This window comes from Paenibacillus sp. QJM3NY_38, from assembly GCF_056173265.1.
The window spans coordinates 7141142-7163540 of record NZ_CM149665.1 but is presented as its reverse complement, the minus strand read 5'-3'; the positions used below and the strand labels follow the sequence as shown (position 1 = coordinate 7163540).

24 protein-coding genes are annotated in these 22399 nt (G+C 49.2%); 11 read left to right on the top strand and 13 right to left on the bottom strand.

Annotated elements, in window-relative coordinates; all coding sequences use genetic code 11:
• Positions 1-13 precede the first annotated feature (13 nt).
• The 7 genes from AC0VZ8_RS33255 to AC0VZ8_RS33225 all read left to right on the top strand — a co-directional run bounded on the left by AC0VZ8_RS33255 (position 14) and on the right by AC0VZ8_RS33225 (position 6970).
• Positions 14-1525, top strand: coding sequence for a serine hydrolase domain-containing protein (locus AC0VZ8_RS33255; RefSeq protein ID WP_475485630.1), 1512 nt, complete (start codon positions 14-16; stop codon positions 1523-1525).
• Between the two features lie 180 nt (positions 1526-1705).
• On the top strand, positions 1706-2284 hold the full coding sequence (locus tag AC0VZ8_RS33250) for a TMEM175 family protein (RefSeq protein ID WP_194540211.1): 579 nt from the start codon (positions 1706-1708) through the stop codon (positions 2282-2284).
• Between the two features lie 498 nt (positions 2285-2782).
• Positions 2783-3124 carry a helix-turn-helix domain-containing protein gene (locus AC0VZ8_RS33245; RefSeq protein ID WP_194540210.1) on the top strand — a complete coding sequence of 114 codons (342 nt, stop codon included), beginning with the start codon at positions 2783-2785 and terminating at the stop codon, positions 3122-3124.
• 402 nt (positions 3125-3526) lie between these two features.
• Entirely contained in the window at positions 3527-4624 is a 1098-nt protein-coding gene (locus AC0VZ8_RS33240) for a glycosyl hydrolase (protein WP_475487801.1), read from the top strand.
• Positions 4614-5489: a GGDEF domain-containing protein gene (locus AC0VZ8_RS33235; protein WP_475485629.1), complete on the top strand. Its 876-nt coding sequence runs from the start codon at positions 4614-4616 to the stop codon at positions 5487-5489. Before AC0VZ8_RS33240 ends, AC0VZ8_RS33235 begins: the two co-directional genes overlap by 11 nt.
• 43 nt (positions 5490-5532) lie before the next feature.
• Entirely contained in the window at positions 5533-5676 is a 144-nt protein-coding gene (locus tag AC0VZ8_RS33230) for a hypothetical protein (RefSeq protein ID WP_181469756.1), read from the top strand.
• A complete protein-coding gene (locus AC0VZ8_RS33225; RefSeq protein ID WP_475485628.1) occupies positions 5669-6970 on the top strand; it encodes a glycosyltransferase family 2 protein in 1302 nt (433 codons plus the stop codon). Before AC0VZ8_RS33230 ends, AC0VZ8_RS33225 begins: the two co-directional genes overlap by 8 nt.
• Before the next feature lie 194 nt (positions 6971-7164).
• Here the strand turns inward: AC0VZ8_RS33225 and AC0VZ8_RS33220 are convergent, their stop codons facing one another.
• Complete coding sequence (locus AC0VZ8_RS33220) at positions 7165-8613, bottom strand: DHA2 family efflux MFS transporter permease subunit (RefSeq protein WP_220687100.1); 1449 nt, start codon at positions 8611-8613, stop codon at positions 7165-7167.
• Between the two features lie 166 nt (positions 8614-8779).
• On the opposite strand from AC0VZ8_RS33220, the gene AC0VZ8_RS33215 reads away from it, so the two are divergent.
• The 3 genes from AC0VZ8_RS33215 to AC0VZ8_RS33205 all read left to right on the top strand — a co-directional run bounded on the left by AC0VZ8_RS33215 (position 8780) and on the right by AC0VZ8_RS33205 (position 10415).
• On the top strand, positions 8780-9334 hold the full coding sequence (locus tag AC0VZ8_RS33215) for a TetR/AcrR family transcriptional regulator (RefSeq protein ID WP_194540205.1): 555 nt from the start codon (positions 8780-8782) through the stop codon (positions 9332-9334).
• Positions 9335-9464: 130 nt separating this feature from the next.
• Entirely contained in the window at positions 9465-9593 is a 129-nt protein-coding gene (locus AC0VZ8_RS33210) for a hypothetical protein (RefSeq protein WP_475485627.1), read from the top strand.
• A gap of 45 nt (positions 9594-9638) precedes the next feature.
• The gene (locus AC0VZ8_RS33205) at positions 9639-10415 is read left to right on the top strand and encodes an AAC(3) family N-acetyltransferase (protein WP_475485626.1); all 777 of its coding nucleotides are present in this window, start codon (positions 9639-9641) and stop codon (positions 10413-10415) included.
• 7 nt (positions 10416-10422) lie between these two features.
• On the opposite strand, the gene AC0VZ8_RS33200 is transcribed toward AC0VZ8_RS33205, so the two are convergent.
• From AC0VZ8_RS33200 to AC0VZ8_RS33185, 4 genes are read right to left on the bottom strand one after another with little or no spacing between them, the layout of a single operon-like run.
• The gene (locus AC0VZ8_RS33200; RefSeq protein ID WP_475485625.1) at positions 10423-11334 is read right to left on the bottom strand and encodes a sensor histidine kinase; all 912 of its coding nucleotides are present in this window, start codon (positions 11332-11334) and stop codon (positions 10423-10425) included.
• Positions 11331-12017: a response regulator transcription factor gene (locus AC0VZ8_RS33195; protein ID WP_194540202.1), complete on the bottom strand. Its 687-nt coding sequence runs from the start codon at positions 12015-12017 to the stop codon at positions 11331-11333. The genes AC0VZ8_RS33200 and AC0VZ8_RS33195 overlap by 4 nt, the downstream gene beginning before the upstream one ends.
• A 10-nt stretch (positions 12018-12027) precedes the next feature.
• Positions 12028-12807 (bottom strand): ABC transporter permease, encoded by a 780-nt coding sequence (locus AC0VZ8_RS33190; RefSeq protein WP_475485624.1) that lies wholly within the window; start codon positions 12805-12807, stop codon positions 12028-12030.
• Positions 12800-13717, bottom strand: coding sequence for an ATP-binding cassette domain-containing protein (locus tag AC0VZ8_RS33185; RefSeq protein WP_475485623.1), 918 nt, complete (start codon positions 13715-13717; stop codon positions 12800-12802). The genes AC0VZ8_RS33190 and AC0VZ8_RS33185 overlap by 8 nt, the downstream gene beginning before the upstream one ends.
• 280 nt (positions 13718-13997) lie before the next feature.
• Here AC0VZ8_RS33185 and AC0VZ8_RS33180 point away from each other — a divergent pair, with 280 nt between their 5' ends.
• Positions 13998-14597 carry a uracil-DNA glycosylase gene (locus tag AC0VZ8_RS33180; protein WP_475485622.1) on the top strand — a complete coding sequence of 200 codons (600 nt, stop codon included), beginning with the start codon at positions 13998-14000 and terminating at the stop codon, positions 14595-14597.
• Between the two features lie 42 nt (positions 14598-14639).
• Here AC0VZ8_RS33180 and AC0VZ8_RS33175 read toward each other — a convergent pair whose 3' ends face one another.
• The 8 genes from AC0VZ8_RS33175 to AC0VZ8_RS33140 all read right to left on the bottom strand — a co-directional run bounded on the left by AC0VZ8_RS33175 (position 14640) and on the right by AC0VZ8_RS33140 (position 22002).
• On the bottom strand, positions 14640-15575 hold the full coding sequence (locus tag AC0VZ8_RS33175; RefSeq protein WP_475485621.1) for a nucleoside hydrolase: 936 nt from the start codon (positions 15573-15575) through the stop codon (positions 14640-14642).
• 24 nt (positions 15576-15599) lie between these two features.
• Positions 15600-16553: a nucleoside hydrolase gene (locus tag AC0VZ8_RS33170; RefSeq protein ID WP_475485620.1), complete on the bottom strand. Its 954-nt coding sequence runs from the start codon at positions 16551-16553 to the stop codon at positions 15600-15602.
• Between the two features lie 23 nt (positions 16554-16576).
• Entirely contained in the window at positions 16577-17383 is an 807-nt protein-coding gene (locus AC0VZ8_RS33165; protein WP_260064563.1) for an energy-coupling factor ABC transporter ATP-binding protein, read from the bottom strand.
• Entirely contained in the window at positions 17380-18240 is an 861-nt protein-coding gene (locus AC0VZ8_RS33160; RefSeq protein WP_260064564.1) for an energy-coupling factor ABC transporter ATP-binding protein, read from the bottom strand. Before AC0VZ8_RS33160 ends, AC0VZ8_RS33165 begins: the two co-directional genes overlap by 4 nt.
• Complete coding sequence (locus AC0VZ8_RS33155) at positions 18237-18986, bottom strand: energy-coupling factor transporter transmembrane component T (protein ID WP_074961816.1); 750 nt, start codon at positions 18984-18986, stop codon at positions 18237-18239. The genes AC0VZ8_RS33160 and AC0VZ8_RS33155 overlap by 4 nt, the downstream gene beginning before the upstream one ends.
• 44 nt (positions 18987-19030) lie before the next feature.
• The gene (locus AC0VZ8_RS33150) at positions 19031-19630 is read right to left on the bottom strand and encodes an ECF transporter S component (RefSeq protein WP_015738050.1); all 600 of its coding nucleotides are present in this window, start codon (positions 19628-19630) and stop codon (positions 19031-19033) included.
• Positions 19631-19703: 73 nt separating this feature from the next.
• Complete coding sequence (gene deoD, locus AC0VZ8_RS33145) at positions 19704-20414, bottom strand: purine-nucleoside phosphorylase (protein WP_475485619.1); 711 nt, start codon at positions 20412-20414, stop codon at positions 19704-19706.
• Between the two features lie 136 nt (positions 20415-20550).
• Positions 20551-22002: a helix-turn-helix domain-containing protein gene (locus AC0VZ8_RS33140; protein ID WP_475485618.1), complete on the bottom strand. Its 1452-nt coding sequence runs from the start codon at positions 22000-22002 to the stop codon at positions 20551-20553.
• Positions 22003-22399 lie beyond the last annotated feature (397 nt).

Here is a 22399-nt window from a genome sequence, read left to right as displayed (position 1 = left end):
AAGGAGTGTTGGTATGAGAACCGTAGAGAAGAAAATGTGGCTGGTCTTGAGTTGTTTCCTGCTATTGATGGGCATCCTGGCCAGACCCGCTTCCGCCGTTGAAGTCCGAAGCAAAGCCGAAGTCCAGCAGGAAATCGATCAGTACGTCAAAAAAACGATGAGGGCCAATCATATTCAGGGTGCGGCCCTTGCCATCGTTCATAACGAAGAGGTGTTCTATACGCAAGGATACGGCGCTATGTCAGATGGCCGTGATATAAACGACCGCACCCCCTTTCCTATTGCTTCGTTAAGCAAATCTTTTACGGCACTGGCTGTCCTTCAGCTGGTGGACAATGGACTAATCGAGCTTGATGCGCCGTACGCATCTTATTTTCTCGACTTTGCACCTAAGGACGAGCGCATTCGGGATATTACCGTTCGGGATTTGCTCAACCAGACAAGCGGTCTTAATGACAAGGTGAATCCCGACATGACCCGTTCGTCCCCATATCAATCGCTCCGACAGGTTAACGAGTCGTTGAACACGGTTCAGCTGGCGAATGATCCTGGAGCAGCCTATAGCTACCACAACCCGAACTATCAATATTTGGCTTTATTGGTCGAGACGATGAGCGGACAGAACTTCTCCGATTACTTGGAGGATCATATCTTTGAGCCTCTGGGAATGAGAGATACCTTGAATGTAAGCAACACACGGCAGATCAATGAGAATTCCGCCATTCCGCGAGGGCATTATGTATTGCTAGGCCATCCTGTAAGCCAGTCTGAACCGTCTTGGTTCGTTGACGGGCCCGCCGGTATGATTTCGACTGCCGAAGATATGGCCAAGTGGATGCTCGCCCAATATAATGGCAGGCTTCTTACGCCAGAGCTGATGGAGCAGTACCAAACGGCCGGACAGAAGGGCCCGTATGGAATGGGGTGGCTTGCAGAAGAGGATGAGCAGGGGGGCCGGACGATTTCCCATAGCGGAATTTTATGGACGTACAAGGCGGAAGAGACGATCTTTTTGGATCAGCGGCTGGGCATTGCGATGATGTTTGACTCCGGTTTAAACGCCTTTGTCGATTATTCGGCGTTTGTCGACGGAATCGCAAAGATTATGAAGGGAGAAAAGACCGAATCGACGATTGTCAACAGCAAAAGCATGGAGGCAGTTATGATTCTGCTGGTGCTTGCGACGATTGCTTGGGGGATATATAGGCTCTATCGTATCCATCGAAGCAAAAAGGCCATGACAACCGGGAAATGGATTGTTTCATTAGCCGGAGGACTGCTCCCTGTCTTGATTCTCTTGTTTCTGTCGCCGTTAGCTACATTTATTGGCGCCGGGCGAGTATTGCCTTGGTATGGACTATGGACTGCCATGTCATCGCTGATCATATGGCTGGTTGTATTATCGCTTGTGAATATAACGGTTATGGTATGCCGACTCAGATTGTATTATCAGGCAAAAAAGATGAAGGGAATAACCACTTTACCTTATCCAGAAACCCTCCAAGATAACCCTGCGCAACCATAGGTGAGGGCTAGAAGTTCACATTTTTACCCGTGCAAAGGTCATTTCCCCAAATTCAGGTGAAAAGTAGCTAGACTCAGGACAAACGATCTCTATAATGGACATTATAGATCTCATCGAACCAGGTGGGAGGCAACCCTGGGGACTGGGACAACATGAAGCGAGGGGAATAGGTGAGACGCATTGAAAGCAAACCGGATGGAAGCATTCAGCGATGGCGTGCTGGCCATTATTATTACGATCATGGTGCTGGAATTCAAAGTGCCGGAAGGCCATGACTGGCACGCGCTAATCGAGCTTGGCCCGAAAGTTGTCAGCTATATCTTCAGTTTCGTGTATATCGGCATCTACTGGAACAATCATCATCATCTGCTGCATATGGTTCGAACAATGAACGGGCGGTTGATGTGGCTTAACTTGCTGCTTCTCTTCTGGCTATCCCTTGTGCCGTTCACGACGGCTTGGATGGGGGAAAGCCATTTTGCACCTACTCCGACAGCGCTGTACGGTATTATTCTACTACTAGCGGCGTTATCATACTGGCTGCTTCAGCGTATGATTATGAACCAGCACTCCGGTGATTCCTCATTCGTCGCAGCAATGGGTAAAGATTGGAAGGGGAAACTATCTCCTTTACTCTACTTGACTGCTGCCTTGACCGCATACGTGAGTGTTTGGATATCCGGTTTCTTTTTCGTGCTCGTTGCCGTGATCTGGTTCATGCCGGATAAGCGAATCGAGCATGTCCTGAGAAGCCGCTAAAAAAAGTTCTTCGATTCTCGCATAAAAGCGGGCTTCGAAGAACTTTTTTGGTTGATAGAGCGGATTTTTTTGAAAACTCGATAATATCTCTAAGGTTTTATGAATCACGGCTTATTTCACATGGCTATGCATTAATAGCACTGAAATATAGAAAGTTTCTTTTTCAACAATAAGTTCTGTATGCGCCACACTGTAATGGGTACCTTCCATCGTTATTCCGTTTACTAATTTTGTGATACGAAGAAATTCTCCAACTTCGGATACGTAAATATCCGTCGTTGAGTTGTCAGGGAATATACATAGCACTCTAATGGGACTCATTCCTTTCTTAAAGCTCCATGTAGCCTTATTTCGGGCCATTGAGTTATATTTTTTGGAAAAAGGGCAATCTTATTATAACAATTTAAAATCCCTATAGGGTATTTTTTAAAAAATTAAACACTATAGTATCTTGGAGTAATGATATGGCTGGTCTATGGTTTGCTTAGGGTGATCGCTGTGAGTGATTTGATGAAGATGGTAGGGGAAGGCATTCGGCACTTCCGAAAACTACGTGGACTAAGCCAGGAGGAGCTTGCAAGTAAGGCTGAGGTACACGAAACTTATATTGGTAAGCTGGAGCGTTCCGAAAAAGTTTGTTCCATTGTGGTACTGAATAAAATTGCGAATGCGCTCGATCTTTCGATGGTGGAGTTTTTTAATTATATCCAGCCTGTTAGCGAAGAGGCGAGCAAGTCTACACTTGCAGAAATTGTGAACAAGCTCCGAAGCAGAAGCGAAAATGAGCAAAAAAAGATATTGAAAGTCATCGACGCAATGTTGGACGATCAGTTGAATTAAGCGGGAAATCATTAGACCGCCGAAATTTGGCTTAGTTGAAAATAGACTGTTATGAGTAAGGAAGGAGCTGCCGAGGCATGCTCCTTCCTTATTATTTCCAATCAACACATTAAGTTAGATTTCTTGGTCGAGACGCTTCTTTTACCGGTTCCTCAAATACCTGTTGCTTAACTCATCTGTTCGTATCAGTACCCAAAGACAATGTTCAATAACTGAAAATGGCTAAAAAGACCGGGCCTCCAGGCTCGGTCTTTTTAATGCTTTCTTACAAGTTCCTAACCTGTACAGTTTTTGTACAGAATGGAATGATACAATTCGCGAGGGGGTTAGAACCCTAGGTGCAGATGCTCTTTTTGGCATATGGGTTTACTCCTGAGTGAATGGAGGTTATGCGGTTTGAACATGCGAAGTGGACACAAAGTCTTATGGATAGGGCTTGCTATATTGTTAAGCGCCGCCTTGGGAATCGGGGGATACTTGATCCAGGCCAAGGGGGATATTTCAACGAAACGTTTTATTACGATGAACATGACCAACCCGAATGGCACGCTGGCCACCTATTTACAGGAAGCCCAGTCGGTCAATCCTGATTTGGCAGCAGGGAGAGAGGCGCTCTCCGAATCTCTTGGGTTTTGGATGCAGGCAGCGCTGGAAAGCCGCGATCTTGCCGAGTTTGAGAAGAGTTATGACATATTAACCCGCTATTTTATCGCGGATCGCCATTATATTGCGTGGAAACTCAATCCCGAAGGAAAGGCCCAAGTCAGCACGAACGCGCTTGGCGACGATTTGCGGATTATCGGGGCTCTGCTGGAAGGTGCCCGGATATGGAAGGGCCATTCCGAATGGACGGAGACGGCCAGGGAGCTTACGGATACCTTGCTAAACAGGTCCCAAAATAACGGATATCTGGTGGATTTCTACGATTTCTCCAGGCAGGAAACGCCCGATACGCTGAGTCTGCCCTATGTGGATCTCCCGGCACTACAAGGGCTCCTGCAAGAAGGACTACTGGAAGAGGAAACGTACATTCGATATCATTCCCTGCTTCGGAACATGCCGGATGACGGTGTGTTCTATCCCAAGTCCTTTAATGTAGTGACCAGGGAGTATACCTATGAAGCTAAGGTGAATTTAATCGATCAGCTGCTGATTGCGATGTATGCCGGGGAAACGGGAAGGGACCAAGCGCCGCTGCACCAATTCCTGAAGAAGGAGTTCGAGCAGGCCGGGAAATTGGCGGGACAGTATACACGGGCCGACCGAAAGGCCGCGGTAAATTACGAGTCTCCGTCGGTGTATGGCCTTGCGATCAACTTTGCGCTTCAAAGGGGAGACAGGCCATTTGCAGTAAAACTGTACAAACGGATGCAGACCTTCAAGGGAAAGGACGCCCGTTATCCCGGAGGATATGTATTCGGAAAAAATACGCATATTTTTGATAACTTGCTTCCTTTATTAGGCGAATATGCTTTTCAACGAGGTGGACATGGAAAATAACAAATTGATCCAGCGCATGGTCTGGGGATACGTACTGCTGATTGGTTTAGCGCTCCTGCAGGAGCTGTTGCTCTATATTAATGTCTTTAGAGACTCGTCTTTTACGCTGCTTGAACTGGGATTCAGTGTCGGATGCCTTGCGGCTCTGCTGCTCGGTTTCTTGGTTCCTCCCGGGGTCTCGGTCGTTAGTATTTTTGTTTATATCGTTGCTTATTTTGTATGGCTTACGACGTATGCCGAGGTCGATGTGCTGTCCATCTCCTGGCTATGGCTGCTGCCGGCCAACGTGGCCGCGGCTACGTTTATCAAATCCGGATTGATTCGCAATAAACGGCTGATGGAGCGGCTTGAGGAGCTGCAGCGAAGGAACCCGGAAGTGGACTTGGCAACCTCGCTGGGCAATAAGGAAGCCTTTAAAGAAACGCTGATCAAGCAGTCCAACTTGGCCAATCGTTATTCGGATACGTATAACTTCTGCCTGGCCATGTTTAAAATCGAATTTCTGCCGATGGTGCGGGAATCCCTCGGTTCCCAAGGCTACGCTCAGCTGCTCGCTTCCTTATCGGAAGGGATACGGAATCATATTCGTTACGAGGATTACAAGTTTGGCCTTGACGAGGGACGATTTGTCGTGCTGCTCCCCATGACGAACCAGGAGTATCTAAAGGCATTGACGGATCGGATCAAGCACGCGCTGATGGACATGCCGTTTCAGGACCGGAAAGGCGGGGAGCTGAAGCTGGTAATCCGTACGGGAGCGCTGGTGTTTGCTAAGGAGCAGTTCAGTAAATATGAAGATGCGGATGCCGTCATTGCCGCACTCGAACGCAATACGGAGACCGATTTGATCGGAGAGTATATATAAATCATGGCCAATATAATTAGTTAAGCGGCAGGAGGAGGAAGAAATGTCTTACAGCGAATGGTTTATTCCGCTTTGCAAAATCGTCAGCCTGATGTTTACCCTTGCGGTGCTGGGGCTGTTCATTGCAACGATGGCCCTTCGAGTTCGCGTACATCGAAAATACGACCGGAGGAAGATTCGTGGCTGACTTATTATTAATGTTTTGTATTGTTAGCATTTGGGCTGCCGTGTTGGAGTCGATCCTGATTATGGGGGGAGCGGTCCGGTTTATTTTCAGGCAGAGCCGCAGGGAATGGACCATTCCCGATGTGGATGAGATGGAGCATTTCCCTAAGGTAACCGTCATGGTGCCTGCGCACAATGAAGAATTGGTGATCGCGGCAACGGCGGAAAATATTTTGCGGCTTAATTACCCGAAGGATAAGGTGCAGCTCATTGTCATTGCCGATAACTGCAGTGATGAGACTGCCGGTAAATTGAAGGCTTTGAGAAGCAAGGAAGCGTATCGCGACCGGGACTTTATGATCTTTGAACGTACAGGAACGGGCGGCAAGTCCGGAGCGCTTAATGATGCGCTGGAGTATGCGAAGAACGAGTGGATTTGTATCTTTGACGCGGATGCGGCACCGGAGCGGAACGCCTTGTACTTCTTAATCGAAAAAGCAATGGAAGACCCTGAAACCTACGGAGCGGTATTTGGACGGAACAAGGCCAGAAACCGCGGGCAAAATTTCCTCTCCAAATGCATTAATCTCGAGCTTGTGACCGCGCAGCGAATCTATCATACCGGATTGTGGGAGCTGTTTAAGCTGGGGACGATTCCGGGAACGAATTTTATTGTGAAAACGGGGCTGATGCGCGAGATCGGCGGCTGGGATACGGAGGCCATTACAGAGGATACGGCCATCTCGTTCGAGATTATGACAAGGGGACAACTGATCGCCCTGGCACCTCAGGCGGAAGCTTATCAGCAGGAGCCGGAGCAGCTCAGCGTGTATTTGAAGCAGCGGGAACGATGGGCCAAGGGGAATTTTTCGGTCGTGATCGAGAACATCCATCATTTGTTTAATCGGTCAAGCTGGCGGATCAAGCTGCAAGTGCTGTACTACGCGGCGAGTTATTTCTGGTTTTTATTATCCATTATCGTGTCGGATATCATCATCGTTGTCAACTTGGCCTACTGGGTGATTGCGCTGTTCAATCCGGATGTGGTGTCACCGTTCCAGTTTGCCGATGATGTATACGTCTACCTGATGGTGGCTTGGGGATTGATGTATTACCTATTTGTGCTGCAGATTAATCTGGCGCTGGCAACCGATGTCGGGCAAAGCACAACCCAAAATTTCATTCTGTCCTGCCTATCGTATTTCACGTATGCTCAGCTATTTCTGCTCATTTCCCTGCGCGCGCTCTATTCGTTTGTTGTAGACAAAGTAACAGGGAGAAAAGCCAAGTGGTACAAAACGCAGCGATTTGGATAAGGGAAACGATCCCGATTCGGAAGAGGATCGGCGAACGTAGGGTTGAAAAGGCGAGCGATTTCGGATTTACACTATTTCAAATGTCATGGTTAAACCTAGCGTCAAATCATAGGAAAAGCCACTCCTATTAAGGAATGGCTTTTTTTGTTCATATCCTGCTGCACGGATAGTTCGTCAAAGAACCTTGTTGCTAACTACGATTGCTTTTGTTCGATCTTGGTTTTGTTTTTCATAGGCATAAAAAATGTGATAACAAATGCGATGACGGCCAGAATCATCATGAAGGAATAGGCGTCGCTTGCCCCTATGATGGATGTAAGGGATTTAAGGAGCTCAGCAGTCGTTGTAGGATTGTTCTGCATCACATCAGCTGCATGGCTTGTTGCCTGCACGGTATAAATCGTAATCACGACGGCAGTACCAATGGCGCCGGCAATTTGGCGAACGGTATTATTCACCGCGGTACCGTGCGTACCGAGGTGTTTGGGCAGCGCATTGAGTCCGGCCGTATTGAGTGGCATGGTGATGAAGCTTAATCCGATTCGCAAGCAAATGGTACGAATCATCAAATACATATACGTGGTTGACTCAGATAAATCTGTTACCGCCCACATCGATGGAATAATAAACAGCAAACCAATGATGAACAGCGGCCTCGCACCGAAACGGTCATATAACCTGCCGGTGACCGGTGACATCAGCGCATTGACAACCGCACCCGGCAATAAGAGCAGTCCTGCATCGAATGCCGTAAAACCGCGACCATCCTGCAGATAAATAGGCAGTAAGATCATGTCCGCGTACATCAACATCGTGACTAATACGTTAATAAGAGACGTTAACGTAAAGATTTTGTTTTTGAAGACAGACAGGTTCAACAGGGGATCATCGGACCTGACTTGCCGCATACAGAATATGGCCGTGACCACGATCCCGATGGCTAAGGACAGGATGACCATGGCATCGTCCCAGCCTTTACTGCCTGCACTGCTGAAGCCGTATAAAATAAAGCCGAATCCAACGGTTGATAGAAGAACGCTGCCTACATCAAGCTTCGACTTGGCCGCTTCGGAGACATTGACCAAATACTTGAATGCCAATGCGATGACCATGATGACAAGCGGGATGAGACCGATAAATAACCACCGCCAAGAGTGGTATTCGACAATAAATCCCGAGAGCGTCGGGCCGATGGCCGGAGCGAAAATCATGGCCAGTCCCAGCAGTCCCATAGCGCTGCCGCGTTTTTCCACGGGAAAGATGGCGAGAACAACACTCATCATGAGCGGCATGACAATTCCCGCACCGGCAGCTTGAATCATCCGTCCTAACATGAGCACAACAAAGCTTGGCGCCGCCGCGCAGATGATTGAACCGATTAATAAAAACAACATGGCGCTTATAAATAATTGACGCGTAGTAAAGCGTTTCATTAAATAGGCCGTAATCGGGATCAATATCCCGTTAACCAGCATAAACCCCGTTGAAATCCATTGTACGGTGGCTGCCGTGACATCAAATACACCCATTAGATTGCTCAAGGCTACATTTAACAGCGTCTGATTGAGCGTGGATAAGAAACAACCAAGGATCAAGATGGTTAGTAATATCCCTTTATTTATTTTCTTTATGTCTTCTTGCATGGTGCTGTCCTCTCTTCATTGCTTTTTCGACATAGTGTCAATAAAATATATCTTATCAGTATCGAAGAGTGATTCCTATTTGCAATTCTGCTGAAATTGTCGACTATACGACAGAATGGGAAGATCGGTCGATGAAGTGACAAATAAACGATAATCGAGGGATGACATGCCTGAACATAAAAGGATGGATCCACGAGCCATTCGCTCCAAAAAGCTGCTGAAGCAGGCCGTTTTTTCATTACTGGCCGACAATCTGGAAATCTCTCAATTGACCGTCCGAAAAATTGCAACTCGCGCAGAGCTAAATCGTGCCACGTTTTATTTGCATTATGAGGATATTAACGATTTGCTGCGTCAGATCGTGCATGAGATCTTTGACGACCTGTCCAAGAAAGTCGAGCCGCTATTACAAGTGAAGAGCCGAAACGAACGGGAGCAGCTGATAGCATTTTTAAATTATTTTTATGAATACCGGAAAATTTTCGCTGTATTGGTTGAGCATACGGGCTTCAAAACCCACTTGTCGAACCTGTTGAAAAATACGATCAAACAACGCAGAGACGCAAGAAACATCCATTCCACAAGTCGAGTTGCCTCCGTTGATATTGTGGCATCATCACTTCTCGGGATTATTATGTGGTGGATTAAGGATGGTACCGAGCATAGCGCAGAATATATAGCGGATCAAATTACCCTGATGTATAGAAGAAAGTATTTGTAACCGATTAGGCGTAAAGAGGCGAAGCTGGCAACTTTGGAACCAATATTCATAGAAACATTGAAAATATCCCCACCCCTCTATATCATGGACGTATCTTAAGTAAAAAGCCTATCCAATGGAGAGTTGATGGGTGATCACCATTTATGAGGAACAGCGGCAAGGAGCTGTGGCGCACACGGTCGAGCATGCTCATGCATCGCTTCAGCAATTATTAACCGATACATCCGCCGAGCTGCACTGGGAAATCATCGAAAAATAATAGTGGCAGCCAGTTTTTGATATCCTGGCGTGGAAGGAGAAGAACATGTATACATGGGAAAGCTTAATGAAGCAATTAGAGCAGCTGGGCATTGACGGCAAAGGGACGCTCTTGGTCCATTCTTCCATGAAGAGTATGGGGCCGGTCGAGGGTGGCGCGGACACGGTTCTCGATGCACTCACAGCGTATATGAAAGAAGGGCTGCTGGTGCTGCCCACCCACACGTGGTCTTATATCAATGCGGATAATCCGAAATTTTACGTGGATCAGTCACCTTCTTGTGTGGGGATCTTACCCGAGCTTTTCCGCAAACGGCCTGGTGTGGTGCGTTCGCTGCACCCTACTCATTCCGTGGCGGCATTAGGTCAGGATGCCATCCCATTCACAAGTGACGATCATCGTTTCGACACGCCATGCGCCAGGGGCTCCGCTTGGGGCAAGCTGCTCGATCGAAAGGCGACCATCTTGTTAGTTGGGGTTGATTTAAAGCGCAACACCTTTATTCATGGAGTCGAAGAGTGGATGGACATTCCGGGCAGGTTAACGGATGACCATGAGAAGCTGTACACGGTGTTACCGGATGGGACGGAAATCCCCGTGCCTTCACGCAGACATTGCGGGTTGTCGTGGTCGGAGCATTTTTGGAAGGTGGATGAAGTTCTGGAGAGTCGGGGCGCGATGTATAAGGGGCATCTTGGCGATGCCGTTGTCCGGATATGCGATGCGGCCGCGGTGGCGGATGTCATTACGGACATGCTTAAGGACAATCCGGATTTGTTCTCGGATAATCATCCCTTGGACCATACAATGAATAAGGTTTAGATCAAATTTAACTTCGATGGATGGGAAGACGGATGTTAAGAATAAACCAGCCGTCCTGCAGCGCTGCATCCATTTTCCCGTTCATCTTCTCAACTAACTGTTTAGACAGATAGAGGCCGATCCCGCTGGATTCCGTGTTCGTTCTGCTGGCGACCTCGGTATAGAAACGCGTAAACACCTTTTCGATGGCAACTTTGCTGTCGGGTTTGATATCGTTTTTAACGCTAAATATTAGATCGTTGCCCTCATCCCGGTAACGGATCACAGCTTGACTGTTGGCATAACGAAGGATATTTTGAACGATATTTTGGATGACACGCGTCATCAATAACGGGTCTGCAATGATATGACGGTCATGGGTTGGTTCGGGAAATTGGAGATCAATCTGCTTTTCCTCAAATTGTTCATAGAAGGACAGGAAGATTTCTTCAGCCAGGTTGGAGAGAGAGAGGGAAGACCATGCCAGTTCCTTTTGATTCATTTCAATGCGTGCCAGGTCGTAAAAGTGGTCGGTCATTTCTATCAGACGCCGTACAGAATGCTCGATAATCTTAAGATAATGCGCCTTCTTTGTCTCATCTGTGGCTGCATGGAAAAGCTGAACATAGCCGTGGATGGATGTGAGCGGCGTCCGTAAATCATGAGAGAGCCCTGCGATGGATAGCTTCACATTCTCTTCCATCCGCTTAGCCTCACGATTTTTTTCTTCAAATGCATCGATCATCTGATTCAATTCATCGACCAGCTCCATGATTGCCTTTTGGCGAAAATCTACATAAAGTCTGGAGCCATAGCTGGCGTTCGTTGGAATCTCTTGGACCGCATGTTTTAATTTCCGCAGTTCCCGCTTTAAGAAGTAAATATAAAGAAGAAACGCAAAGGCCAAGAAGACAAAGATCCATCCCCACACCCCATTCACGTCCCTTCCTCTGAATCGAATTTGAAGCCGATACCCCATACGGTCTTAATGTAATTCGTGTCATCCAGGTTCAGCTTGTTCCTTAAATTGCTGATATGCATGTTAATCGTTTTATCGCTGCCCCAAAATGGCTCGTTCCACACACTTTCGTAGATATTGGCGCGGCTGAATACTTTTTGCGGGTGCTCTAAGAATAACAGAAGTATGGCGTACTCCCGTCCAGTAAGATGAACCGCCTGCTCATTGATTGTCACTTCACGCGTGTCTAGGTTTACGCTGATATTCTTGTAACGGATTTCATCCATAGGGCCGGCTGAAGCTTTGGCTGCATGGCGCAATTGGATGTGAATTCGTGCAAGCAGTTCCTTCACATCAAAAGGCTTCGTGATGTAATCATCGGCCCCGTGCGTCAACAGCTCCAATTTCGAATGCTGGTCATTTTTTGCGGAGATCACAATTACGGGCGTATTTGAATTTTGCCGAATGTGCTCCAGAAGTTCATCTCCATCCATCCCCGGCAGCATCAAATCCAGGAGAACCAGATCAACCTGATGGTGCTCAAACAGCAGCTTCCCTTCTGTTCCGGAATAGGCGCTTTGCGTTTGAAAACCATGCAGCTCCAAGGCTTCCTTGATGAGTGAATGAATGGCCGTATCGTCTTCAATGATTAATATCGCTGGCATACATATCGACCTACTTTATGTCAGTTCGTGTAAACCGAAGAATTCCTATAGCTGATGATAACACGATCGTGATGAGACTGACCAATATCATCTCAGGGAACTTGCCGATATCCGCCGATTTGGCGAAATCGGAATAGAACAAGAAGGATAACGAAAACCAGTAGGTGAGCTGCTTGAAATGCTCGGTTTGCAGGAAGATGGGAGCGCCAAAGCCAGTCGCAATCGTATAAATAAAAGTCCAAATCAGCGAGATGCCGCTATTTTTGGTTAAGAAGCTAATCATCATATAGATCGATACGTTAGACAGAATTAATACGTACAGCGTGAGAAACGCTTGGATCGCATAGCTGAAGTAATGGTTAATCCCGGCAACTTCGCCGAAACCAAACGCGATGGAAAAGCTGACCATGCCAAGCGCGGTCAATATGATGACACCAACGAGCGAGAGGATCGCGGCTACCACCAATTTTGACAAATAATAATGCGTGCGGCTGCGTCCTAAAGAAAGCGCATTTCGAATCGTCCCATTCTGAAATTCTTCCCCAATCAAGAAACTGATAAAAGCGCCAATGACGAGTAAAATCGTTAATCCATTCTTCTCGATCATCAGAATGCCTGTCGCTCCATTAATGACGGTATCAACGGGCTGGACGAGCTCGTTGCCATAATGCACGGCCGTCAGGCTATTTGCGACCTGGAAGATCGGAAGCAAAGATAAAATGCCCAGGACGATCCACAGTTTCTTGCTTCGGCGCAATTTGATTTTTTCGGCGGTTAGCAGATTAAGCATGGGGGGCACCTCCTGTTAATTGCAAGAAATATTCCTCGAGTTTTTGTCGGGTTGTACCGATTCGCAAAACGTCCACGTCAGCCAAAACCAGCGAGCGGTTGATGGCGGCAACGTCATCGAGGCGTTCGTAGATATTAATTTCGGTTCCGTTGATGACTTCATAGTCCCGGATCCCTAATCCGTCCAGCACCACGACGGCGGAATGGACTTCCGTTGTTTCCAGTTCAATGTATTGGCGAGTTTCGTTTGCCAGCTCCTCTCGTGAAAATTCACGGATAAGTTTTCCGTCATGCAAAATCCCGTAATGCGTAGCCACCTGTGAAAGCTCATCCAGCAAATGACTGGATAGCAAGACGGTCATCCCGCGTTCGGTCACCAACCGCTGAATGATTTCGCGCATTTCAACCATTCCTGACGGATCGAGACCGTTCGTCGGCTCGTCCAGGATCAAGAACTCGGGGTTCGTAATCAGGGTGGAAGCAATCGCCAGCCGTTGGCGCATGCCTAAGGAGAAGTTCTTGGCTCTCTTCTTGCCGGTATTCCCCAGGTTCATCAAGCGAAGCAAATCGTCGATTTCGCGTTCGCTTACGCCGCCGTTTGCCGCTTGGACTTGCAGATTCTCCCGAGCCGTTAATTCCGGATAAAGTGCCGGCGTTTCAATGGATTGCCCCATTTTTCTTCGTGCACGCTGCAATCCCTGATTGCCTGTTGCTCCAAACAGTTCGATGCTGCCCTCGTTAATGGTGATGAGTCCCATGATGAAGCGCATAAACGTTGATTTTCCCGCACCATTCTCCCCGATCAAGCCGTAGATCATCCCGCGCTTAATCTCGATTGATACTTTATCAAGGGCTTTGTGTTTGCCGTATATTTTGGATATGTTTGCTGCTTTCAGAATGGTATCCGACATCCGTGATCATCCTTTCGATGTTGATGAGTTTAGGATAAGCAGCAGGTATAAATATTTGGACCAGAAAAGTATAAAGAAAGTGTAAAGAATGGACGCGGGCATGCCCGTACGAGGGCGAACAGGGGTCATAACAGGGCCATTCATCGGATAGGGAAAGTGAGATGGGGGAATGTGGCACTAACACAATACGGTTGATCGGATATACGCGAGGGGATTTTTTACATTAGGTGACAGGTGGGCATAATGGAATCATTGTGTGCGACAGAAAGGAATGAATTACATGTCTACGGAAATGAATCATCCCTGCGTCATCTTGCCAGAAGAGCAAGCGCCCGAAGATATGCAGCATTGTGAACGCTGCGAATTGTGCAAACAGCGGAATCGCGTCATTTGGGGGGAAGGTAATCCGCAAGGCACGTTGATGATGATCCTGGATAACCCGGGAGCCAGGGAGGACCGGGAAGGAAATCCGTTCTTGTGCGGGACCCGGGAAACCCTTCAACTCGGCATGAAGGAAGCGGGCATGGATATAAACTCGGTTTACGTCACCTATTTGTTGAAGCGCCGGCCCATCCGTGCTTACGATAAACCCGCAACCCGAGCGGCATGCCTTCCGCATCTTCAGTCACAGCTCCTTCAGAAGCAGCCGCTCGTACTATTTGGATTTGGGAATGTCGTAGTCGAAGGATTGTTCCCCGAGAAGGAGAACGCCACCGTCAAGGAGCTGCGGGGAAGTTGGCATGAGTTCCAGGGCATCCCGATTAGCTTTACCTATCATCCGCTGGCGGTAAGAAGAAGACCCAATTTGCTAAGGTTCTTTATCGAGGATTTGAAAGGGTTGAGAGAGAAGTGGGAGGAGAGAGCAGCGAGGGAAACATAAAGAGGAGCGAACGCACCCGGCGTTCACTCCTTATGCTGCAGCTTATTTCATCAAGGTCTCCATAAAATGCTCCTGGAACCGCTTGGCGTCGACGCCGGTGCAGACATTGACATTCGGCTGGTCGGTACAACGCGGACGCAGATCGGCAATGGTTCTGCCATAGGAGTGGATGCCTTCCAGATCGACCTGGAGCACCATCGGCTGGACCTCAACCAAGGTCGGGTCGATCGCCACGGCTACCGCCAGTGGATCATGCAGGGCACAGCCGGTCCGGTCGCCATAGGCTTCCTGGTAGCCTTCAATATAGTAGGAAGTCATGTCGGCCAAGAAGCGGGTCAGGTCCGAATCCAGGTCTCTCCAGTGCTGAATATCCTTCAGACTGAGCTCGGTCTGCATGGTCACATCCAGTCCGACCAGCGTAATCGGAGCTCCCGATTGGAAGACGAGCTGGGCCGCCTCCGGATCGGAGCATACATTCGCTTCCGCATGCATCTGGCGGTTGCCCGCCACGCCCACGGCTCCGCCCATCACGATAATCTGACGTACCAGCGACGATATCTCCGGCGCTTGCAGAATGGCTGCGGCAAGATTGGTCAACGGGCCGACGCAGATCAGCGTTACCTGCCTCGGATACCGCCGGATCTGATCCACCATAAAGGCAGCGGCAGACGTGGAGACCGGTTTAGCTGCCGGATCGGGGAATGCCAAGTTGCCGAGTCCATTCTCGCCATGAAACTGGACGGGATACGACTTCATCGAGGGATGGAACAAGGGGGCGGCTTCCCCCATGGCAACAGGAATCCCGGCTGCGCCAAGCCGCTCCAATACATGGAGCGTATTTCGTGTGGCATGCTCCACCGGTACGTTTCCGAAACAAGTCGTTATTCCAAGGATATCGAGAGCCGAAGACCGGACAGCGTAGGCAATCGCCAACGCGTCGTCAACGCCCGTATCCACATCCAATACGATTCGATGCATCAATCATGCTCCTTCCTCTGACGGTTATGACAGCACCGTTTGAATATAATGCTGCAGGAATGCCTCTTCACGGACCTGCATGCAGACAGAGGCATTGGTCCGTAACTGCGGACGTCTGAAGTCTACCAGCGTTGCACCGGAGGATATCTGTCCTTTTGTCTCGATATAGACGTAATAATCCTCCGTCTCCACCAGGGAGGCATCCTCAACGACAGCTAGTGCAAGCGGATCATGCATCAGCCGGTATCTGCCCTCGTTCAAGCGGTCGCTTGCCTCAAAGCTGAAGGTGAAGATGTGGTGCATGAAAGCTTTCAACTCTGCCTGTTCCTCCGTGAAGCCGCTCATGAGTTGTTGAAAATGAGCCTCGCTGAACTTGGCCTTTCCGGTCACGTCCAGACCTACCATCGTAATCGGAATCCCGGACTCGAACACCCGATGCGCCGCTTCGGGGTCGCCGTGGATGTTGGCTTCGGATACGGGCGTTGTATTGCCCGGCACTTTGATGGCGCCTCCCATCAGCACCAGCTTGGCTTTCTGAGCGATCGACGGGTCCTTGGCGAGCGCCACCGCTAAATTGGTCAGCCTGCCAGTGAAGACCAGCGTAATGTCATGCGCCTGTTCCCGCACCTTCCGCACGATGAAATCGGATGCCCTCTCGTTCACCGGCGTTTGGCGCGCCTCCGGCAGTTCATATCCGGCCAGGCCGTTGGCTCCATGAATGGCGGTTACGTTCTCCCTGCGAGGGCGAAACAAAGGGGCATCCGCTCCCATGGCAACGGGAATGTCGTACCGGGGCTGAGCCAATTCGAGCACCTGGAGCGTATTCTTCGTCGCCTGCTTCACGTCCACGTTGCCGAATACCGTTGTAATGCCTTCTATATGCAGCTTATCGGACTTCACGGCAAAGATGAGCGCCAGGGCATCATCCACGCCGGTATCGACATCCAAGAGGATGTGTTTAACCTGCTCCTGCTCCATATCGTTGTCACTCCCTTATTCCCTCACTTATGCTTGGCAAGCTCGTCCGCAAGCTCCGGTATCGCCAGAATGTTATGGCCGATATCCAGGGAGTGGCTGAGCCTGCTGATATGCGGCTGCTTCAGCATCGCCTGCTCCAGCACATCCAGATTCCAGAAGATGGCCCGCTTGTCGTCATCCGCAATGACCTGACGGTTCGCCATGACGATGACCCGCTGGAAGTTGTTCACGACAAATTCCATATCATGCGTGATCGTAATGATGGTTTTACCTTCCTGGTTTAATGCCTCAATCAGATGGGCGAGCCGCGCCATAGCCGGAAGATCCTGGCCTGCCGTCGGCTCATCCAGAATGATGACGCTGGAATCCATCGCTATGACGGAGGCAATCGTTACGAATTTACGCATGGAGTAGGGCAGGTTGTACGGATTGTCCTTAAGAAACGGGACGACGCCTGCCAGCTCCGCCGCTTTCATGACGTTTGCTTTGACCTGTTCTTCCGGTAGGCCCAGCTTGCGGGGACCGAATTCAATCTCGCTGTACACGTCGTTATGAAAAATCTGGTCGTCTGGGTTCTGGAATACATAGCCGACCTTTCTTGATATTTGGGCGGTAGTATAATCCCGCGTGTTCCAGCCGTCGATGACGACATCCCCTTCGGAGGGCTTGAGCAGCCCGTTCATCATTTTGACGGTGGTCGTTTTACCCGCCCCGTTCTGGCCGACAATGGCAACGGATTCGCCCTTTCGGAAGGACATGTTGACGCCGTCCACCGCTTTGTAGCCGTTTGGGTAGGCAAAGGAAACATTCGTCAAAGTCAGAAAGCTCATGCATTAACCCCCTTCTTCATCCATGTCTTCACGGCATCCATGGCTTCTTTTTCCGTTAACGGGATGCTGCCGAGATCCATTCCCCGCTTGCGCATATCCAGGCCGAACAGCGAATATTGGGGAAGCGCGGCTCCGAACGCTAGTGCACGCTCATCGGTAAGAATCTCCTTCGAGCTGCCTTGCATGGCCACCTCCCCCTCGTTCAGCAGGATGACATCGTCGGCATATTCGGCAATCAGCTCGATTTTGTGCTCGACGAGAATAATGGTTTTTCCCTTATTCTTCATCAGCTCGATAATCTTGAACACTTCTTCCGTTCCCTTCGGATCAAGCTGCGAGGTCGGCTCGTCAATAACGAGCACATCTGGCTCCATGACGATGATGGAAGCGAGCGCAACCCGCTGCTTCTGACCGCCGGAGAGCTCGAACGGGTTTTTGTCCCGCAAATAATCGATCTCCAGCATCTTGATGACCTGGTCCACCTTCTCCCGGATAAGTCCGGGCTCCATGCCCAGATTTTCCAGGCCGAAGGCAATCTCTTCAAAGACGTTATCCTTCACGCCGCTGATCTGTGTAAAAGGATTCTGGAACACATAGCCGATTTTTTGGGAGAGCTCGCCCATTTCCCATTCGCGGATATCCTTGCCTTCGATCAGCACCTCGCCGCGCAGATCTCCCTTATAGAAGTGGGGGATAAACCCGCGGATGACGTTGCACAGGGTCGTTTTTCCGCCTCCGTTGGCTCCGATCAGCGCATACAGCTTGCCTCTTTCGATCGTTACGTTCACGTTCTTGAGTGCATCGGACTCGCTGATCGGATATTGGTAGGATAGATTCTTGATCGTAATGATACTCATAGCGCAACTCTCCAGACGATTAAGATAGCAAGCAGTACGACCAGCAGCATTCGAACCAGCCGGTCATGCTTTGTTTTCTCCAGTTTGTAGATGCTGCTCTTTTTGACATTGGCCGAGAAGGCTCTCGACTCCAGCGTCAGTACCCGTTCCTCCGTGCTGGCCACGGACCCGAGGATGAGTGGACTAAGGGTGGGCAGGAAGGCCTTCATGCGGACAAGCAGCCTGCCTTCGGTTTCAACGCCTCGTGTTTTTTGGGCATCCATAATGACGTGGGTCAGCTTTTTCATCTCCGGAATGAGCTGTAAGGTCGACAAGATGACATAGGTTACTTTGGACGGCAGGCCGATCTGTTCCAGGGAATGGACCAAATCCTTGACCTTGGTGATGCGGAAGAACAGAATGAAGGCCGAGGCCACCGCCACGATTTTGGATGTCAGGAACAGGGCGAACTCCAGTCCTTCCCGCTTGATGGAGAAGATGCTCCAGCTCCACAGAATGTCGTTGCCAGGGTAGAAGAAGCTCTGCAGGATAAAGATGAACACAACTATCATCAGCAGTGCCTTGATCGCCAGATTGGAAAACTCCTTGAAGCTGCCGGCAAAGTAGGCCAGGACCATACAAATCGGCAGAATCGCGTAGCTGAACCCGTAGCCGGGCACGATAAATGCGGCCATACATAAAGCGATGGTAATCATAAACTTGGTTGTTGGATAAAGACGGCTTAACAGGGACCGTTCGTTATTCACAAAAACCCCTCCCTTATGAAAGCGTATCCATTATGGACTATACGTCATTTCTTTTTGATAAAAGCTGCACCGTAATTGAGCTTGGACAAGTATCTTGGGGACATCTTCATCACGATGACAAAGGCAATGACGTTGCTGATGATTTTGTCGACGCTTTCCACCAGGATTTTGGTTGAGAATACCGCTGTCCAAATCTGCTGACCGGAGGCCAGGAATGTAGCAACCACGGCATCCGAAGAGTTGCCGGTCGCCCCGCCGAACATCAGCACCTGGATCGGAGAAGCCACGATCAGAACCGTCAGTACGACAGCGAATGAAGACAAGATGACTTTCCACAGCTTCGTATACATGCCTCTCATCGAGAGCAGGCCGACCACTAGACCGACGGCCATTTGTACAGGCGTAAATGCGAACGAGACCGGGTTCGTTATGCCGACAACAAGATTGGTGCTGGCCCCCGTAATCATACCGACCCAAGGACCGGCGATCATGGCCGTCAGAATCGTTCCGATGGTGTTCAGGTATATCGGCAGCTTGAGCAGCAGAATGATTTGGGCCCCGACAAAGTTGATGGCGATCCCGATCGGGATCAACAAAATGGCCAACAACGAAAAATCATATTTAAATCCGCGTTTGATTCCCATTGATTTTTCCCCCTAGAGCAAAGTTTGTTAAGATATCCGAACGTTTTTGTTATGCAAGCAATCCTGCGGCAGACTATTCGTCCGCTAAAATGGTATGGAGCGCGACCTCGACCATGTCGTGGAAGGACTTCTCGCTGTCTTGATGGGACGAGCGTTCATTGGTCAGCAGATGACTGCCTACCGTCAATATGGACAGGGCCCTGACGCCGTACTTAGCAGCCAGCGTGTATAGGGCGGCGCTTTCCATCTCGACCGCGAGCACGCCGAACTCCATGAATTTATGAAGACGGTCGAAAGTTTCCCTATAGAATTCATCGGAATTATAGATATTACCGACAAAGACATTCACCTGCTTCTCCTGAGCCAGTTGATGCGCTTTGCTTAACATGCCGTAATCGGCGGTTGGCGCGTAATTGCAGCCATGAAATATTTTTTCCATCAGATTGCTGTCCGAGGATACGGCTTGGGCTAGTACGATGTCGCGGACCTGAAGTTCTTTTTGCATGGCGCCGCAGGTACCGATGCGGATCAGCTTTTTGACCCCGTAATCCTGAATCAGCTCCGTCGCATATATGCTCATGGTCGGGTTGCCCATTCCCGTACCTTGGACAGAAACGGGAACGCCTTGATAAAGGCCGGTGTACCCGTACATGCCTCTCACTTCGTTGTAACAATATACCTCCTCCAAAAAGTGCTCTGCCACAAACTTCGCCCGCAGCGGATCGCCGGGCAGCAGCACGCGTTCTGCGATATCTCCCTGTTGTGCTCCCAAATGTATGCTCATCTTGCTCCTCCTGCTTACTGGCCTCCCTTTTAAGAAAGCGCTTTATTCTCGATCTGTCTTCATCATAGTCAGAATCGGAGGGATAACCAAGTCCAGAAAGTTACGGAGCTTAACGGAAAAATGCAACCATGAGGTCTCATGGTTGCATTAATTCCTTGCGGATATTTTGCAAATCCCGTTTGGTCGGTATTGTTGAAATAATGACCACGGGCACCGTATGCAGCTCAACGGGGAACGTGCTGATCACAAAATCGATGCCGTGCTTCTGAATCATTTCATCGGTAAGCCCCTCCATAATGGAGGTGTTGATGATCAGCTCGTCGCCGATTTCATTCTTGATGAGCTTGGCGACGTAATGGCGGATGGAGAATTCCCCGCCGATCAGCAGGAAAGCCTTTTTGCTGTTATAGCGCAAGCTGGAGCTGATCAACAGCGTCAGCTTCGTCAGATGATAGTCGTTATACTGAATGCCCGGGTAACGCTGGCTCCATTCCTGCATGCAGCTCTTTACGCTTTGATACATGGGGCGGCAATCCCTTTGGACATATTCCGTCAGGCTGCTTGCCGAGATGGCGATTAGGTCGGGAAGCGCATTTTCCAGCCGGAGCTTCTCGAAGAAATCCCCGATTTCCCAGATGAACCGGTCGTTCATATCGATCGCAGGGAACGCGGCAAGCGCCAGCATGAGGAAATGATTGATGATTTGATATTGTTCCTCCCCGATTTGCATGAGATTCGCTTTCTCTCTCGATAACATCGCGCTGACTTTCGCTTCATCATAATAATTGTATTGGCCCAAGCTGAACATGGCCTGCAGAAACCGAATTTCGTCCAGCGGCAAATGAATGGCGTACCGCTGTTCCAGCGCTCTGGCTAACGCGGCAACAGAGGCATGAAGCATATGGCTCTCCCAGTCATATGGTCCGCTCGGAACATCCGCATATTTGCCCTGCAGCACTCGGGTAATCATGATTGCCGCCAGAAACGACAAGCTGCGCTTAGCATTAAGGAAATACACGATGTCATTCTCCGACTCAATTGCCGTAATGTACTCATGGATCTGGGCTTGGTCGATGTCGGTAAATGGCCAGCCGGAGAATTCAAAGGCATCGTAAAACATTTTCCAGTAAAAATAACGAATACTGATTTCACTGCCTTTGACCTCTGGCATGGAATACGCAATGCGCAAATGGTATCGCTTCAATTCATGGTTGTTCAGCCGGATGATCAGCTTTTTCAGCGAAGAAGAGCTCATATACAGCTTGTCGGCCAGCTCTTCCAAGGAGTAGCGCCCCCCCTCGGCGAATAGCACATCGAGCAGCTGGTAGAAGGTTCTCTGTCTGTACATGGAGGAGATGACCTCGCCAATCGCGACATTTCGTTTATCATAGTGGAGAATGACGCCTTTTCCACGCGAAATTTCAAAATGAATGGAAGGAGGAAGCTCCTGCTTGGCTTCATCGATAATTTTACGGATGGTTTTGTCCGATACGCCAATCTGCTCTTCAATCTCGGCAAGGGTGAACCAGCGATATTCGGAATCGAGCAGGGTCAGCAGCTTGTGCGTCAGTATGAATTCCTTTTCCATGTGTCTGCATTCCCCCTTACTAACGAGTCGGTTAGAGACATTCGTCTCACCTGTTGATAAACCTAAGTATGGGACGGATGTTCGTATTTATAAACAGCCGCACAAAACGTTCAGAAGGCATCCCGTTTCACGCGGCTTACAGGTCAATGTGCTTTTTCTATTTGGAGGATAGCTATGCCTCGGGACAAGTATCCTTATAAGTAATCGTAATAGGCTTTGGGATTTTAATCAATCGGTATATCAGAAACTTAACGCATGTTGGCGTAAAACGCTTGATGACCTAATGATCAGCGAAATGTTGGTCGCACAGCCTATAGCAAGATACGCCATGAAAGTCTTGCATTCCAGACAGGTGAGTGAAGAGGCGAGTGTACATTCGTAATATTGAGCTTATGCA